General features: G+C 57.1%; 14 protein-coding genes and 8 tRNA genes. 13 read left to right on the plus strand and 9 right to left on the minus strand.

The features are described from left to right. Positions 1-53: 53 nt before the first annotated feature. Positions 54-1199 carry a 4-phosphoerythronate dehydrogenase PdxB gene (gene pdxB / locus IEW65_RS03250; RefSeq protein ID WP_188638066.1) on the plus strand — a complete coding sequence of 382 codons (1146 nt, stop codon included), beginning with the start codon at positions 54-56 and terminating at the stop codon, positions 1197-1199. Between the two features lie 102 nt (positions 1200-1301). Here the strand turns inward: pdxB and htpX are convergent, their stop codons facing one another. The 8 genes from htpX to IEW65_RS03290 form a co-directional block, all read right to left on the minus strand. Further along, a complete protein-coding gene (gene htpX / locus IEW65_RS03255) occupies positions 1302-2207 on the minus strand; it encodes a protease HtpX (protein WP_188638067.1) in 906 nt (301 codons plus the stop codon). 126 nt (positions 2208-2333) lie between these two features. After that, entirely contained in the window at positions 2334-3581 is a 1248-nt protein-coding gene (locus IEW65_RS03260) for a pyridoxal phosphate-dependent aminotransferase (protein WP_188638068.1), read from the minus strand. Between the two features lie 55 nt (positions 3582-3636). After that, positions 3637-4590, minus strand: a complete 954-nt coding sequence (gene ylqF / locus IEW65_RS03265; protein ID WP_188638069.1) for a ribosome biogenesis GTPase YlqF — start codon at positions 4588-4590, stop codon at positions 3637-3639. 93 nt (positions 4591-4683) lie between these two features. Next, positions 4684-5082 (minus strand): peptide-methionine (R)-S-oxide reductase MsrB, encoded by a 399-nt coding sequence (gene msrB / locus IEW65_RS03270; RefSeq protein WP_188638070.1) that lies wholly within the window; start codon positions 5080-5082, stop codon positions 4684-4686. A gap of 147 nt (positions 5083-5229) precedes the next feature. Further along, positions 5230-6816: a gamma-glutamyltransferase family protein gene (locus IEW65_RS03275; protein ID WP_188638071.1), complete on the minus strand. Its 1587-nt coding sequence runs from the start codon at positions 6814-6816 to the stop codon at positions 5230-5232. A gap of 27 nt (positions 6817-6843) precedes the next feature. Continuing rightward, on the minus strand, positions 6844-8169 hold the full coding sequence (locus tag IEW65_RS03280; RefSeq protein ID WP_188638072.1) for a TRAP transporter large permease: 1326 nt from the start codon (positions 8167-8169) through the stop codon (positions 6844-6846). A 3-nt stretch (positions 8170-8172) separates the two neighbouring features. Continuing rightward, positions 8173-8682, minus strand: coding sequence for a TRAP transporter small permease subunit (locus tag IEW65_RS03285; RefSeq protein WP_188638073.1), 510 nt, complete (start codon positions 8680-8682; stop codon positions 8173-8175). A gap of 1 nt (position 8683) precedes the next feature. Continuing rightward, entirely contained in the window at positions 8684-9787 is a 1104-nt protein-coding gene (locus IEW65_RS03290) for a TRAP transporter substrate-binding protein (protein ID WP_188638074.1), read from the minus strand. Positions 9788-10163: 376 nt separating this feature from the next. Between IEW65_RS03290 and IEW65_RS03295 the strand changes: the two genes are divergently transcribed. The 8 genes from IEW65_RS03295 (at position 10164) to IEW65_RS03330 (ending at position 10933) form a co-directional block, all read left to right on the plus strand. Then, positions 10164-10239: transfer RNA gene (locus IEW65_RS03295), tRNA-Glu, on the plus strand. A 25-nt stretch (positions 10240-10264) separates the two neighbouring features. Further along, positions 10265-10339 (plus strand) — tRNA-Gly (locus IEW65_RS03300). A gap of 4 nt (positions 10340-10343) precedes the next feature. Then, positions 10344-10419 (plus strand) — tRNA-Glu (locus IEW65_RS03305). Between the two features lie 39 nt (positions 10420-10458). Continuing rightward, positions 10459-10533, plus strand: a tRNA-Gly gene (locus IEW65_RS03310). A gap of 12 nt (positions 10534-10545) precedes the next feature. Continuing rightward, positions 10546-10621, plus strand: a tRNA-Glu gene (locus IEW65_RS03315). Between the two features lie 39 nt (positions 10622-10660). Then, positions 10661-10735: transfer RNA gene (locus tag IEW65_RS03320), tRNA-Gly, on the plus strand. A 12-nt stretch (positions 10736-10747) separates the two neighbouring features. Beyond that, positions 10748-10823, plus strand: a tRNA-Glu gene (locus IEW65_RS03325). 35 nt (positions 10824-10858) lie between these two features. Further along, a tRNA-Gly gene (locus IEW65_RS03330) sits at positions 10859-10933 on the plus strand. A 161-nt stretch (positions 10934-11094) separates the two neighbouring features. On the opposite strand, the gene IEW65_RS03335 is transcribed toward IEW65_RS03330, so the two are convergent. Next, entirely contained in the window at positions 11095-12714 is a 1620-nt protein-coding gene (locus IEW65_RS03335; RefSeq protein ID WP_229755455.1) for a methyl-accepting chemotaxis protein, read from the minus strand. Positions 12715-13000: 286 nt separating this feature from the next. On the opposite strand from IEW65_RS03335, the gene IEW65_RS03340 reads away from it, so the two are divergent. The 4 genes from IEW65_RS03340 (at position 13001) to IEW65_RS03355 (ending at position 16221) form a co-directional block, all read left to right on the plus strand. Beyond that, positions 13001-13963 carry an ABC transporter ATP-binding protein gene (locus tag IEW65_RS03340; protein ID WP_188638076.1) on the plus strand — a complete coding sequence of 321 codons (963 nt, stop codon included), beginning with the start codon at positions 13001-13003 and terminating at the stop codon, positions 13961-13963. Next, positions 13960-14733 (plus strand): ABC transporter permease, encoded by a 774-nt coding sequence (locus IEW65_RS03345; protein ID WP_188638077.1) that lies wholly within the window; start codon positions 13960-13962, stop codon positions 14731-14733. The genes IEW65_RS03340 and IEW65_RS03345 overlap by 4 nt, the downstream gene beginning before the upstream one ends. Before the next feature lie 64 nt (positions 14734-14797). Next, positions 14798-15631: an NADPH-dependent 7-cyano-7-deazaguanine reductase QueF gene (gene queF / locus IEW65_RS03350; RefSeq protein WP_188638078.1), complete on the plus strand. Its 834-nt coding sequence runs from the start codon at positions 14798-14800 to the stop codon at positions 15629-15631. Positions 15632-15660: 29 nt separating this feature from the next. After that, positions 15661-16221 (plus strand): nitroreductase family protein, encoded by a 561-nt coding sequence (locus IEW65_RS03355; protein ID WP_188638079.1) that lies wholly within the window; start codon positions 15661-15663, stop codon positions 16219-16221. Positions 16222-16243: the final 22 nt, after the last annotated feature.

The raw sequence follows: 16243 nt of genomic DNA on the forward strand, positions 1-16243 counted from the left end.
CTGCACAGCAAGCCATTGCGGGCGTATTGTAAAGCCCGGATACCAAAACGCCTATGAAACTTGTTATCGACGCTAATATCCCCGCCGCCGACGCCTGTTTTGGAGGCGTCGGTACGCTACACCGCCTGCCGGGCCGTGAGATTAGCGCTACAGACCTGCAAAACGCCGATGCGCTGATCGTACGCTCCATCACTCAGGTGAATCGCGCGTTACTTACCGATAGCCCAGTGCGTTTTGTGGGCACCTGCACGATTGGTACCGACCACATTGATCTCGATTATCTCAAAGAGCGCGATATAGGCTTTGCTAGCGCGCCAGGGTGCAATGCGGAGGCGGTGGTCGATTATGTGCTCAGCAGCCTGCTGACGGTGAGCGAGCGAGAAGGTTGGCCGCTGCTGGAGCGAACCGTGGGTATCGTTGGGGCAGGCAATGTGGGTAGCCGTTTGCAGCATCGCCTACAGGCGCTTGGGGTGGCAGTACGAGTGTGTGACCCCCCCAGGGCCGAACAAGAGGGCGCAAGCGGTTTCGTATCTCTCGATACGCTGATTGATGAATGCGACGTGATTTGCCTGCACACTCCGCTGGTGAAGGCGGGCCCTCACGCCACCTATCAACTGCTGAATGCTCAGCGTATCAACGAGCTGGCCCCGGGTACGCTGCTGTTAAACGCCGGGCGAGGCGACTGCATTGATGGCCTAGCGCTGCGCAGCCGTTTGGCGGGGAAGGGCGATATCACCGCCGTGCTAGACGTTTGGGAAGACGAGCCGGGCATTGATGCAGGGCTGCGTGATTTGGTTGCGCTGGCAACGCCCCACATTGCCGGGCACAGCCTGGATGGCAAGCTGCGCGGCACCTGGATGATTCAGCAGGCGTTGGCAGCGCAGCTAAATCAGCCCAGCGGTATGCCGTTTAGTGAACTCTGTCCGCCGCCAGCCCTGGCCACGCTAACGTTGCAGAGCGCACTGCCGGTAGAAGAGGCGCTTCGGCTGTGTGTGCGGGCAGTGTATGACGTGCGCCGCGACCACGATGCGCTGCAGCGTCAGGTGATGCATCAGGGGATTGCCAAGGGCTTTGATAGCTGCCGCGCTAACTACCCGCTGCGCCGCGAGTTCGCCACGCTCACCGTCTTTCTGGAGAACGACGCTGTGTCATTGCAGCCGTCGCTTCAGGCGGTAGGCTTTCATGTGCGCTGCGGCTAACACGCATCATTGGTTTACCTAAACGCACAAGGCCCGCATTGGCGGGCCTTGGCGTGTCTTTATCAAGTACTTTATCAAGTGCTTTATCAAGTGCTTTACAGCTTACTGGCGGTAAGCGGCTTCTTTCAGTGCGCGAATACGGTCATCCAGCGGCGGGTGGCTGGCGAACAGCTGCTCGACCAGCGAGCGGGTCTGGCCTTTGGTGATCGCCATCGCGCGCAGGGTGTCCGGCATTTGGTCGGGCATCTCGGTTTCGGCTTTCAGGCGTGCCAGGGCGTTGACCATCGCGCCGGTGCCTGCCAAGCGGGCACCCGCTTCATCAGCACGGTACTCGCGGTAGCGTGAGAACCAGGCCACAATGGCGGAGGCGACGATGCCAAACACAATCTCTGCCACCATCACCACCGCAAAATAGCCTATAAAGCCCAGACCGCCTTCGCCATCGCTGCGGCTTTTCAGGAAGCTATCGACCAGATGGGCGACAATCCGTGCGAAGAACATCACAAAGGTGTTCACCACACCCTGAATCAGCGCCAGGGTCACCATGTCGCCGTTAGCAACGTGGCCAATTTCATGGGCCAGAACCGCGCGAACTTCTTCAGGACGCATGCGGTTGAGCAAGCCTGCCGATACCGCCACCAGGGCATCATTTTTATTCCAGCCGGTGGCAAACGCATTGGACTGCTGGGCGGGGAAGATGCCTACTTCCGGGGTTTTAATACCCGCTTCACGGGACAGCTCGGCCACCGTATCCACCAACCACTGCTCGGTGGCATTCGACGGGTTTTCGATAATCACCGTACCGGTCGAGCGCTTCGCCATCCATTTAGATATAAACAGCGAGACCATCGACCCTGCCATGCCGAACACAAAGCAGAAGATCAGTAGGCTGGTGAAGTTAATGCCCTGGCTGTTGAGATAGCTCTCAACGCCAAATAGCCGCAGCGTAATGCTGGCGACCAGCAACACCGCTAAGTTAGTGGCTAAAAACAGCACGATTCGCATCATGGGTTAAGATCTCCCTCAAGGTCATAACAAGTATTAATGGAATGATGGTTTAGATACGTGCATTTCATGTCAGTTTCAAGTCGCTGGTTGGCTGTCGATAGCTAATGTCGATAGCTAAGTTGATAACTACTGGCGATAGCGAGACAAGAAATTGGCAAAGCGGTCAAGCGCGTCGCCGAGCTGGTCGGCCCAGGGCAGCGTGACAATGCGCACGTGGTCAGGTTCTGGCCAGTTAAAGGCGGTGCCTTGTACCAGTAGAATTTTTTCCTGCAGAAGTAAGTCCAGCACCAACTGCTGGTCATCTTTGATGTTGAATACCTTGGGATCTAAACGCGGAAAGGCGTAGAGCGCGCCTTTGGGCGTTACGCAGGAGACCCCAGGAATCGCGTTGAGCTTCTCAACGGTAATGTCGCGCTGTGCCAACAAGCGCCCGCCCGGCAGAATCAAATCGTTAATCGACTGATAACCGCCTAGCGCCGTTTGAATAGCGTGCTGGGCAGGAACGTTGGCGCATAGCCGCATGGAGGCCAGCATGGTCAGGCCTTGAATAAAGTCCTTTGCCCGTTGCTTGGCCAGGGTGCCGGAAATGGTCATCCAGCCAGAGCGAAAGCCGGCGCAGCGGTAGCTTTTAGACAGCCCGTTCATGGTGATCACGAGCTGGTCATCGTCAGCCAGTGCGCCCGTCGCGGTATGTTCGACGCCGTCATAGAGAATCTTGTCGTAGATCTCATCGGAGAACACCACCAGATTGTGCTCTTGGGCGATATCCAACACTTCCCGCACCACTTCCGGTGGGTAGACCGCCCCGGTGGGGTTGTTGGGGTTGATAATCACAATGGCGCGGGTGCGGCTGGTGACTTTGGCGCGAATATCGGCGATATCCGGTGCCCAGTCGGCCTGCTCATCGCACAGGTAGTGCACGCCGTGGCCGCCGGAAAGGTGAGCGGCTGCGGTCCAGAGCGGGTAGTCCGGCGCGGGGATCAGCACTTCGTCGCCGTCGTTCAACAGCGCCTGCATGGCCATCACAATCAGCTCGGAAACGCCGTTGCCAATGTAGATATCTTCGATACCCACCCCAGGAATCTGCTTGCGCTGGCACTCCTGCATAATCGCTTTACGGGCGGAGTAGAGGCCTTTGGAATCACAGTAGCCCTGGGCAGTGGGCAGGTTGCGCATCACGTCCTGCAAAATCTCTTCCGGCGCTTCAAAGCCAAACGGGGCCGGGTTACCAATGTTGAGCTTTAAAATTCGCTGGCCTTCCTCTTCCAGGCGCTTGGCGTGGTCGAGTACCGGGCCGCGAATGTCGTAGCAAACATTGTGCAGTTTGTGCGATTTTTTAAGCGTGTGTGATTCTCTAGGCTGCGGGGTGTCCATGGGGTGCGTTATCCAAATGTGTCCAGTGCCGTGGAAGTGTCTGACGTGTGGCTCATTATGCGTCGGATGAGGCCGGGCTGTCTTGGTCGTTTTGCGTTGGCGGTGGCGGAATATCTGCCGGGGTTTCCAGCGTGACCCGGCCAAGCTTGCCATCGCGTAACTCATGCAGCAGCACTTCCGCGCCACGGTGAAGATCCACTTCGCCGCCGGGGCGCAGGCCGCCGCGTTTTCCGGCAATCTCTTTCAGAATGGCGTGGCCGTCAAACCCGGCAATAGCAAGAAAATCAGGCTTCTTCGGGCCGTCGGCATCGACTTCCTCCACCACGGGGGCTTCGTAGGTGGGCAGTTCTTTCAGCTTGTAGCGGGCGGTGAGCTCGGCAGGGTAGCGTTTGGCGAGCTCCGCGCTGGCAACGATTGCCACATCGGTATACTCAATGGCGGTATCACGAATCGCGCCGCTGGCCGCCAAGCGGTAGGCGCTGGCCTGGTCTTCGATTTTGGGCCATAGCACCCCTGGAGTGTCGATGAGCGCTACTCGGCCATCAATACGCACTTTTTGCTGGCGCTTGGTCACCGCAGGCTCATTGCCGGTTTTGGCAATTTTGCGCCCGGCCAGGCCGTTAATCAGCGTCGATTTCCCTACGTTGGGAATGCCCATCACCATCACGCGCACGTCGCGGTCGGCGCGCACCGCACCCGCCAGCTCGTGGCAAAGCTTAGGAATCTTCTTAAGCTCGCGGGTATTGGTGGTGGTAATCGCCAGGGCGCGGGTATCTTCCTGGGCGTCAAAAAAGGCTACCCACTCGTCGGTGCGAACGGGGTCTGCCAGGTCGGCGCGGGAAAGAATTTTCAGCACCGGCTTATGGCGGGTCAGCTCGGCCAGCATGGGGTTTGCGCTGGAGTAGGGCAGGCGCGCATCAAGCACCTCAATCACCACATCAATTTCCGGCAACGCGTCCTTGATCTGGCGGCGGGCCTTGTTCATATGTCCGGGGAACCAGCCGAGCATGGGTTTCTCCTACAAGCACAAAAATACAAGCATAAAAAAGCGGGCGACCATTCTAACAGATGGTGCCCGCCTTGCTGTGCTTCCTTTCAGGGGTTACTCGTCGGGGTGAAACTCTAACGAGACCGAGTTGATGCAGTAGCGTAAGCCAGTGGTCTCAGGCGGCCCATCAGGAAAAACATGGCCTAAGTGAGCATCGCAGTGAGAACACACGACTTCGGTGCGAATCATCCCATGGGAGGTGTCGCGATTCTCTTCAACGCAGCGGGTGCCTAACGGCCGATCAAAGCTTGGCCAGCCGCAGCCCGCGTCGAATTTGTGCTCGTTTTCAAATAGCGGCGCATGGCAGCACACGCAGTGGTAAATACCTTGGGCATCGCTCACTTGGTACTCACCGGTAAACGGCCGTTCGGTGCCTTTCTCCCGGGCGACCCGGTACTGCTCTGGGGTGAGCTGTTTGCGCCATTCGTCGGGGGATTTTTCTATTTTCGCCATGGGGGGTCTCCTCTCCCTCTGGTTACCGTTAAACAGAGGCTTACTTGGCAGACTAGCCTATCACCGTTAGGCCGTCGTATGGCTAATGACAATAGGCTGCCTGCCCAAGTTCAGCATGTGCGAAAGTGGCAAAATCCGCCAATAGCTTTACACGCTTGCAGCACCGCCGTTACTGCGCGGGTCGTGAGCGCTCTCAATCAGCCCGTCTGGGTGGTGCACAATGCCGCCTGCGTGGCCCATGGTGTCGCTGAAGGCCTCTGGCAGTACTTCTACGTCGTGGCCTGCGGTGGCAAGTTCGGTCACTAAGCGGTCATCAAAGCGCTCTTCTAATTTCAGGTTGGTGCTGGACTCTCCCCAGGTGCGGCCCAACAGCCAGCGCGGTGCGGTGACTGCCTGCTGCAGCGGCATGCCGTGTAGCGCGTAGCGTGAGAACACCGCTGCCTGGGTTTGTGGCTGGCCTTCGCCGCCCATGGTGCCGTACACCATCGTGCGTCCATCGTTAAACAGCGCCAGCGCCGGGTTAAGCGTATGGAAGGGTTTGCGACCGGGGGCTAAGCCGCGTAAATCGTCTGGGTTGAGAGAAAAGCTAATGCCGCGGTTTTGCCACAGCACGCCGCTTTCAGGCAGCACCACGCCGCTGCCAAACTCCCAGTAGATGCTCTGAATAAAGCTCACCGAGCGGCCTTCGCTGTCGACGGTGCCCATCCAAATAGTATCACCGGGCGCAGGCTCGTGAGGCCAAGGTAGCGCCTGGGTAGGATTAATCTCGGCAGCTTCTGCACCAATGCGCTCTTCGCTGAGCAGCTCCTGTAGCGGCGTGGGCACACGGTGTGGGTCTGTAACGTAGCGGTCGCGCAGCATAAAGGCGCGTTTGGTGGCTTCAATTAACCCGTGCAGGTGGTCAAAGCCATTGGGCTCGGCGGCTTTAATGCGCTCGTAAATGCCCAAAATCATCAGCGATGCCATGCCTTGAGTAGGCGCGGGCAGGTTATACAGCGTGGCATCGTTGAGACGCACGTGCAACGGCGTGACTTGCTGAGCGCGGTAAGCGTGAAAATCAGCTAAGCGTAGTGGGCTGCCGAGTGCCTCCAGATCCTTCGCCATGCTGGCGGCAAGCTCGCCACGGTAGAAATCATCTAGGCCAGCATGGGCCAAGCGCTTTAACGTATTAGCCAAGCGCGGCTGGCGCAGGCGCTCGCCTTCACGAGGAACTTGACCGTTAAGCAGCAGCGCATCGCTAAAGCCAGGGCTTTGACTCAGGCGCTCCAGGTGTTTGGCGGTGAGCGTTTCCTGGCTTTGAGAAACAGCAATGCCCTCATCGGCATGGCGAATGGCGTCTGCCAGCAGCGTGGTCAGCGGCAGCGCGTTACCCCAGCCCGCCGCCACATTGAGTGCTTCCTGCCAGCCGCTAATCGTGCCTGCCATGGTAAGCGCGGCTTTTGGCCCGCGTTCAGGGATCTGCGACTCACCGGCATAAAAATCGCCGTTGGCGAGTTGCGCAGCGGGGCCGCAGGCATCAATGGCCACCGGCGCTTTGCCGGGCTCATGAATCAGCCAAAAGCCGTCGCCCCCCAGTGCGTTCATGTGTGGGTAGACCACCGCGATAGCCGCCGCTGCCGCGACCATCGCTTCGACGGCATTGCCGCCCTGTTTTAGTACATCGCGACCGGCGCTAGCGGCAAGGTGGTGCGGCGCAACACAGCTGCCGCCGTAACTACGTTGGGTATGGAGCATTGAAAAGTCCTTTGTTATTGGTTGTGGTTACCAGCCAATGGCGTTGGGTAGCCACGTGGCAATGCTTGGAAACATAAACACCAGCGCCACGGCTAAAAACTGTAGCCCGATAAACGGCAGCGCCCCTTTGTAGATATCCAGGGTGGTCACCTCTTTAGGGGCAACGCCCTTCAAGAAAAACAGCGACCAACCAAACGGCGGGGTAAGAAACGATGTCTGCAACACCAGCCCCACCAGAATGCCCAGCCATACCATATCCACGCCCATCTGCACGAAGAAGGGCAAAAAGAGCGGTAGGGCAATATAGCTAATCTCAATCCATTCCAGAAAGAAACCAAGCACAAACATCAGCAGCAGCATAAAGAGCAGTGCGCCAAGCTCTCCACCGGGCACCCAATCAAACATTCGCGCCACCAAGTGTTCGCCACCTAGCCCACGGAAGGCGAGACCAAAGACCTGAGCGCTGATCAAAATAAAGAACACCATGGCCGAGATCACCAAGGTGGCTTTGGCCACTTCGCTCAACAGCGATACGGTTAAGCGTCCCGAGCAGGCAACAAACACCAGCGCCCCCAGCGCGCCCATCGCAGCGGCCTCTGTTGGGGCGGCAATACCGCCAATAATGGAGCCCAGCACGGCAAACACCAGCCCCACTGGCGGGCCCACCACCGTGATCACCTTGAACAGTAACTGCTTCTTGCTGAGCTGTGCACGCTCTTCAGCGGGAATGGGAGGCATCATGCCGGGGTAGAGTTGGGCAACCACCAAAATCGCGACGATATAGATACCGGCGAGCGCTAGACCGGGCACCATGGCGGCGGCAAACATAGTGCCGACCGATTCACCCAGAATTTCTGCTAGCAGAATCAGTACCAGGCTAGGGGGAATAATTTGCCCCAGCGTACCGGAAGCACAAATCATGCCGGTGGCCAACGTTTTGGGGTAGCCACGGCGGAGCAGGGTTGGCAGGGTAAGTAGGCCAAGTGTGACGATAGTGGCGCCCACGATACCGGTGGCTGCCCCTAGCAGTACGCCAACAATAATAATCGCCACGCCCATGCCGCCGGAAAGCCCGCCGAACAAGTGGCCAATGACATCAATCAGCTCTTCAGCCAGCTTCGACTTTTCGAGCATGACCCCCATAAACACAAACAGTGGTATCGCCATAAAGGTGTAGTTGGTCACCACCCCGTATATGCGCGAGGGCAGTAGGTTGAACAGCATCGGGCCAAAGCCTAGGTAGCCAAACACAAAGGCAGTGACCGCAATACTGATCGCTACTGGAATGCCAATTAGCAGCAGCACAAAAAAGGCGGCGATCATGCCGATCGCTAGCCACTCATTAGGAGACATGCGTTATTCACCTCGGCTTGGTAGGGCAAACCCTTGGCGCAGCGCGTGAGCTAAGCCCTGCAGCGCCAATAAGAGAAAGCCAAAGGGGATAAGGGCTTTGAGCACCCAGCGCAGCGGCAGGCCGCCAGGGTTGGGGGAGGTCTCGCCACGTAGGTAGGACTGCTCCACCCAAGGTAGCGTGAGCCAAGCGATATAAAGCCCCATGGCCAGCAGTAAAAGGCCGCCGATGACTTCAATCATCCGTTGCAGTGCGACCGGAAAGCGCTCGTAAAAAACGTCGACCCGCACCTGTTCGCCCATAAACAGCAGGTACGACATACCAAACAAGGCAATGGGAGAGATTAAGTGCCACTGGAGCTCTTGCAGCCATACGGCACCAACGCTGAACAGATAGCGCATCACCACATCGCCCGCGACCAGGGCTACTAGTACCACGCAGGTCCAGGCAGCGATCCAGCCAAACAGCTGGACCACCGCCTCGATCCCGTGGACAACACGTTCCACGGCTTGCATATCACACCCCGATAATGTCGTTTAACCAGGCACGTTCGCTGGCACCTGCCCAGCGGTCATGGTTGGCCTTAAAGGCCATGTAGCTGTCGTGTACTTTGCGCACGAGTGGGTCGGCGTTGGCTTCGGTTGCTAGCGTGTCCATGGTGGCCTCGCGCAGCGCATTCACTACGGGTTCCGGGAGCATGCTGGCGGTCACCCCATGGTTATCGACAAGGTCGGCCATTGCTTCGCCATTGACCGCTTCTGACCAGGTCACACTCTCCAGGCATGCGGCCATACAGGCACTTTTCACAATCATCTTCAAATCGTCTGGCAGGGTGTCCCAGTGCTGCTTGGAGATCAGCAGTTCGCCTGTAGTGGCGGGCTCGTGCCAACCAGTGGTGTGGTAGAACTTGGCTGCGTTTTGTAGCCCCATGCGGCGGTCTTGGTAGGGGCCAACGAATTCGGCAGCATCGATGACACCACGCTCCAGAGCCGGGAAAATTTCGCCACCGGGCAATACACGAGCATCGACCCCTAACGCGGCATAGACTTTGCCAGCCAAGCCGGGAATACGCATACGCAGGCCATTGAGTTGGCCGATATCTTCAATGGGCTCACGGAACCAGCCGGTCATCTGCACGCCGGTGTTGTTTAGCGGGAGGGCTATCATGCCGTAGGGAGCGTACACCTCTTCCCATAGCTCTAAACCGCCGCCGTGGTAAAGCCACGCCATATGGCCCATAAAGCTCATACCAAACGGCACGGTGGTGAAGTACTGAGCGGCAAACGTGGTGCCCGACCAGAAGTAGCTGTTGGCCGCATTCATTTCAATGGTGCCGCTTTGCACCGCCTCGAACCCTTCCAGCGCAGGAATCAGTTCACCCGCTGAGAAGTGCTGAATGTTTAAACGCCCGCCGGACATAGCGTTAATTTTGGCGATGACATCGGTGGGGCTGCCGGGGCCTTCGACATAAAAGGGCGAGCCGGGGCTGTAGGCGTTGGTCATACGCCAGTTAAAGCGTTCGGAAGATTGTGCTTTCGCAATAGAAGGTGCGCCAAGCACCAGTCCGGCGGTGGAGGTGAGCGCAGCGGTAGTGAGAAACTTGCGACGAGTAAAGGACATAAGACACCTCAAGCAGTCAGGAATAAACGAGGGTTAGCAGATGAGTAACGCCGTTTGATCACTAACGAAGTTGCAAGGGATGTGCCAAAAAATCGATTTTATTTAAAATGAAAGATTTTTACTGGTTTGTCGTTGCTTCATGGAGACATTTGGCCTTGGAGCAGGCGGCGTAAGAAAAAGCCAGTGCACCTTAATGATGCGCAAGAAAGCATCATAAGTACTGCTCGGCACTATATTTGCGCAGGGGGGATTGCGCCTCCGAGTGACCTGAGGAACCACGCGCATTTGCCGGCTAATAAACGTTTTGATATCAGAGTGCTTGACAGCTAGATAAGGTCTGGGTAACATACGCGCCACCTCAACGAGGCAATGAAACGTCCCATTCGTCTAGTGGTCTAGGACACCGCCCTTTCACGGCGGTAACAAGGGTTCGAACCCCTTATGGGACGCCACTTAAATCGTTAAGGTATCGGAGTTGCGGGAATAGCTCAGTGGTAGAGCATCGCCTTGCCAAGGCGAGGGTCGAGAGTTCGAATCTCTTTTCCCGCTCCAATACGTCCCATTCGTCTAGTGGTCTAGGACACCGCCCTTTCACGGCGGTAACAAGGGTTCGAACCCCTTATGGGACGCCATTCCGATTGCGAAAAACGTGTAGAGTGACAGCTTGTTAAGCGGGAATAGCTCAGTGGTAGAGCATCGCCTTGCCAAGGCGAGGGTCGAGAGTTCGAATCTCTTTTCCCGCTCCAAGCAGCAGATACGTCCCATTCGTCTAGTGGTCTAGGACACCGCCCTTTCACGGCGGTAACAAGGGTTCGAACCCCTTATGGGACGCCATTCCGATTGCGAAAAACGTGTAGAGTGACAGCTTGTTAAGCGGGAATAGCTCAGTGGTAGAGCATCGCCTTGCCAAGGCGAGGGTCGAGAGTTCGAATCTCTTTTCCCGCTCCAAGCAGCAGATACGTCCCATTCGTCTAGTGGTCTAGGACACCGCCCTTTCACGGCGGTAACAAGGGTTCGAACCCCTTATGGGACGCCACTCACTTTACAAAGTATCGCAGTATTGTTTGCGTTGCGGGAATAGCTCAGTGGTAGAGCATCGCCTTGCCAAGGCGAGGGTCGAGAGTTCGAATCTCTTTTCCCGCTCCATGCAAACACCTCTCTTATGCACGAAGCTCCTTCGTCTATACCCTGATTCATACGTTTTTATGCACCGTTTAATAGCGGCGTTTGTGCGTGCGTGTCGTTTGGAGCGGGCTGATGACGGCGGCAGGGTAGCGCCCAGGTGCAAGGCCTGAGCGCTGCAGGGGTTAATCTACCAGGTTAAAGTGGCCTACCACGCTGTTAAGCGACTGAGAGCGCTGCTTAAGGTCTTGGGCAGACGTGGCGGTTTGCTGAACCATCGAGGCGTTGTCTTGAGTTGCCTGGTCCAGCTGGGCGATGGCGACATTAATTTGCTCAATACCACGGGTTTGCTCATGAGTGGCGGCGGTGATGTCCGCAAACAGGTCGTTCACGCGCTGAATCCGCTGATCAATATCCTGCATACGCTGTTTGGCGGTATCTACCAGGGCGGCACCATTGCTGACCTGTGCATTCGAGGCATTAATCAACCCTTTGATTTCGTGGGCAGCGCTGGCCGAGCGGTTGGCTAGCTGGCGAACCTCGCCTGCCACGACCGCAAAACCGCGGCCATGCTCGCCTGCGCGTGCGGCTTCAACCGACGCATTCAGAGCCAGAATATTGGTCTGGAAAGCGATGCTATCGATCAACGACACGATATCCGTGATTTTATCCGCTTCCGCGCTAATCTCGTGCATGGATGACACTGCGTCGCCAATCGCTTTCTGGCCGGCTTGAGAGGTTTCGCCCGCGCTGCGTACTAGCTCTTTGGCTTGTTCCACGCTGTCGGCTGTCTGGCGGACGGTCGCAGTCACCTCTTCCATGCTTGAGGACGTCTGCTGAAGTGCAGCGGCCTGCTGCTCGGTGCGAGAAGAGAGCTCCTGATTACCAGCGGCGATATCGCCCGCGTTGTGATCAACCGCAGAGCTGGTGGATTGAATCTCCTGCATGGCGTCGCGCAGCTTGTCACGCATTTGGCGAATATCGTAGAGGAGACTGCTGGAGTCGTTGTGGTGCAGTGCCACAGGAGCGGTTAAATCACCCTGCGCAATCCGGGATACCACGCCTGCGGCATAGCTTGGTTCACCACCTAAGCGGCGTAAAATCAGTCCGATCATGCCCCAGAACGCTAGCGTGACCAGTACACCTGCCACGATGCCCACCAGAATGCTCTCCACCAACTGGTGCATGATGGTGCTATTTACATCTCCCACAAAGACACCGCTTGCCACGTAAACATCCCATGGTGCAAACGCGGCAGAGTAAGCGCGAACCAGAGGTTTGGCATCGCCGCCCCGGGCAAAATTAGAAAAGTATTCTGTAAAGCCACTGCCTGTTGCTTGAGTGTTATCCAGGATGGTTTGGAAAATCAGCGTGCCTTCTGGATCTTTCACCTGGGAAATATCTTCTCCCATTTCCCGAGTAGGGTGTGCCAGCATGCGCAGACTGCCATTAAAGGCAAAAAGATAGTTATCCTCCTCGCCAAAACGAACATCGCGCAGAGTATTGAAGGCCCGACGCTGCGCTTCTGGTATGGCAAGCTGGCCCTGTTCGGCAAGTTGGTGGTAGTGATCCAAGGTGGAAAGCGCAATATCCACCGCGGTGACCATGCGCTGTTCGCGCTCGCTATACAGTAGCGCACGGCTTTGAAACGCATTGACCGCAATCATCACGGCCAGGATCAGCCATAAAATGGCCACGCCCAGCAGCCGCTGGCGGCGCAGGGGCAGGGCAGCCAGCCCTTTGCGTGCAGCGGTAGGTGAGTTTGGCGAGGGTCGGTGGGTATGTGCGCCTGATGACGGCGTCATGGCAGTGCTCATGTTCGGATTGGCTCTCTTATAAATTCAGTATGTTCCCTTGGTGTACCGCTGTGCGGACACAGCTGTACGGGGTAATACTAAAGTATTAATTGAGCTGCTACTGCAGTAATAGCGTGGCAAAGTGTCACTTAATGTAGGATTTAACGCCGCGAAATCAGCAAGATGCCGCGATGCCCAAAAGCGTTCTAAGTCGCTAACTTGAAAAAATATGCGCCTGCCCCGATATCTTTGCTTCTAGCTCTTTGTGCTCCCCACTTGCTGACAGGACATATTCATGGCCGAACCGGCATTGTCGATCCGTGGCCTGACCAAGGTGTACGGCAACGGCTTCCAAGCGTTAAAAGGTATCGATTTAGACGTCCATCAGGGCGATTTTTTTGCGCTGTTGGGCCCCAACGGCGCAGGAAAGTCCACCACGCTGGGCGTCGTTTGTTCGCTGGTACAGAAGACGGCGGGTAAGGTGTCGATTTTTGGTATCGATATTGATAAAGACTTCGCTAAAGCCAAGTATCAGCTCGGCGTGGTGCCGCAGGAATTCAACTTCAACCAGTTTGAGAAAGTGCTGGATATCGTGCTGGCCCAGGCAGGCTACTACGGCATGAAGCGCAGCGAAGCGCTGCCCCGCGCCCAACAGCTGCTGACCGATTTAGGGCTGTGGGAAAAGCGCAACGGCAGTGCGCGGATGCTCTCTGGAGGCATGAAGCGCCGCCTGATGATTGCGCGTGCCTTGATGCACCGCCCCAAGCTGCTGATTCTTGACGAGCCCACCGCCGGGGTTGATATCGAGCTTCGCCGCAGCATGTGGGAGTACATGCGCCGCATTAACCGCGATGAAGGCACCACGATCATTCTGACCACGCACTATCTCGAAGAAGCCGAAAGCCTGTGCCGCAATATCGCCATTATTAATCATGGTGAAATCGTGCGGGACACCAGCGTGCGTGAGCTGCTGGCAGAGCTTGATACCGAAACCTTCCTGTTGGATCTCGCTGAACCAGTTGCGCAAGTGCCTGTGATTGCAGGCTTTGAGCTGCAGCAAATCGAGCCGTCTCAGCTGGCGCTGGTGATTCACCGTGGCCAGCAGTTGAACGATGTGTTCAGTGCGTTAAGCGCCCAGGGCATCCAGGTGGTGTCGATGCGTAACCGCGCTAACCGCTTAGAGGAGATGTTTGTTTCCATGGTAGAGAGCAGTCAGCAGGCCATCGACCAGCGTGAACAGCAGGAGGCGAGCGCATGAATGCAATGCAAACCCTTGTCGCCCTGTGGACGCTAGTGCTCAAAGAAATTAAGCGCTTCACCCGTATTTGGCCGCAAACCTTGCTGCCGCCGTCCATCACCATGGCCATGTACTTCATCATTTTTGGCAACCTGATTGGGTCGCGCATTGGTGATATGGACGGCTTCAGCTACATGGACTTTATCGTGCCAGGGCTGATCATGATGTCGGTGATCACCAACAGCTACTCCAACGTGGCGTCCAGCTTCTTCTCTAATAAGTTTCAGCGCTCCATTGAAGAGATGATGGTGTCGCCAATGCCCAACGGCGTGATCCTTTCAGGCTTTATTTTGGGCGGCATGGCACGTGGCCTGGGCGTAGGGCTGATCGTGACGCTGGTGTCGCTCTTCTTCACCCGCTTAACGGTCGAGCATCCGCTGCTCACGGTGTTGGTGGTGGTGCTCACCTCGGCGCTGTTCTCCATTGGCGGCTTTATCAACGCATTGTTGGCGAACAAATTTGACGATATCTCCATCGTGCCGACGTTTATTCTGACGCCGCTCACCTATTTAGGCGGTGTGTTCTACTCAATTTCGATGCTGCCGGATTTCTGGCAGGGCGTCTCGATGCTCAACCCGATTCTGTATATGGTGAACGTCTTCCGCTACGGCTTTTTGGGCGTTTCGGATATTCCGGTAGTCTGGGCATTAGCCGCTATTTTCGCCTTTATTGTCGTGCTGTTTATGGTGGCACTGACCATGCTAGAACGTGGTAAAGGCATTCGCAGCTAGTGGATCGCCGCAGTAGCCCTGATTAACATGCCCTTATTGAACTAGCACGACTGAGAGAGTTTTCATGGCCCACCGCCCCGATACCTTAGAACACGCGCCCCTGGGGCGCGATTCCGCTTACCCCGAGCAGTACGATGCAGGGCTGCTGTACCCCATTCCCCGTGCGGCCAACCGCGCGCCGCTGGGCATTGAAGAGGGCGCGCTGCCGTTTGTCGGCGAAGATGAGTGGCACGCATTTGAAGTCTCCTGGCTCAATGGCCGCGGCAAGCCCATCGTCGCGGTGGCACGCTTCCGGCTGCCGGCAAGCTCACCCCACTTGATTGAATCCAAATCCTGGAAACTCTACCTTAACAGCCTTAACCAAACCCGCTTTGCCAGCCAAGCCGAGGTGGAAGAGACGTTAGTGCGCGACCTCAGCAGCGCTGCCGGTGCCAGCGTGAGCGTTGAGCTACTGGGGGTGGATGATAGTGAGCTGGCCCCCCAACGCCTGCCGGGGGAGTGCCTGGATGATCTGGATATCGAGGTGAGCGACTACACGCCCAGCGCGTCGCATCTAGCCACGAGCGATGAGGTGGTGGAAGAGACGCTGCACTCGCATCTTCTAAAATCCAACTGCCCGGTGACCGGTCAGCCGGACTGGGGTAGCGTGTTAATTCGCTATAAAGGCCCGAAAATCGACCGCGAAGGCTTGCTGCGCTACCTGATTGGCTACCGCCAGCACCAGGATTTTCACGAGCACTGCGTTGAGCATATTTTTACAGACTTGATGCAGCAGGCGAAGCCAGAGGAGCTATTGGTGTTGGCTCGCTACGTGCGCCGTGGCGGCCTGGACATCAGCCCCTGGCGAGCCACTCCAGGGCTTACGCCTCCCAGCCCGCTGCGCCTTGCCCGGCAGTAATGCTTACCTTTAATGGAGAAGGAGTCACCATGGACGCCATCACGCTGCTTCACGAACGTAGCTCCATGGGCAAGCTCACCGAGCCTGCCCCCAGTGCTGACCAGCTCAGCGCCATATACCAAGCGGCCCTACGCGCCCCAGATCACAAAGAGCTGCGCCCGTGGCGCTTTATCGAGTTCTCCGGCGAAGGCCGGGAGCGCCTGGGCGAGCTGTTTGCGGAAGCCGAATTTCAAGAAGACCCCCACGCCAGCGACGACACGCTTAATTCCGCGCGCAAAAAGCCGCTGCGTGCACCGATGATTATCGCGGTGATTGCCAAGGTGACGCCGGACCTTCCCAAAGTGCCTAAAATCGAGCAGGTGATTTCGGCAGGCTGTGCCGCCCACGGCATTTTGCTGGCGGCCCACGCGCTAGGTCTAGGAGCCATGTGGCGCAGCGGCAAATACGCGTTTGATCCCGTGGTGCGCAAAGGCCTGGGGCTGGATGAAGACGACGAAGTCGTTGCCTTTATCTATTTGGGCAGCCTAGCGGGTCGCCACAAGCCAGTGGCAACCCACAACAGCGCGGATTTTGTCGAGCGCTGGAATTAAATCCACGCCCCTGTAATGCCAA

The organism is Vreelandella lutescens, from assembly GCF_014640815.1.
Classification (GTDB): Bacteria; Pseudomonadota; Gammaproteobacteria; order Pseudomonadales; family Halomonadaceae; genus Vreelandella; species Vreelandella lutescens.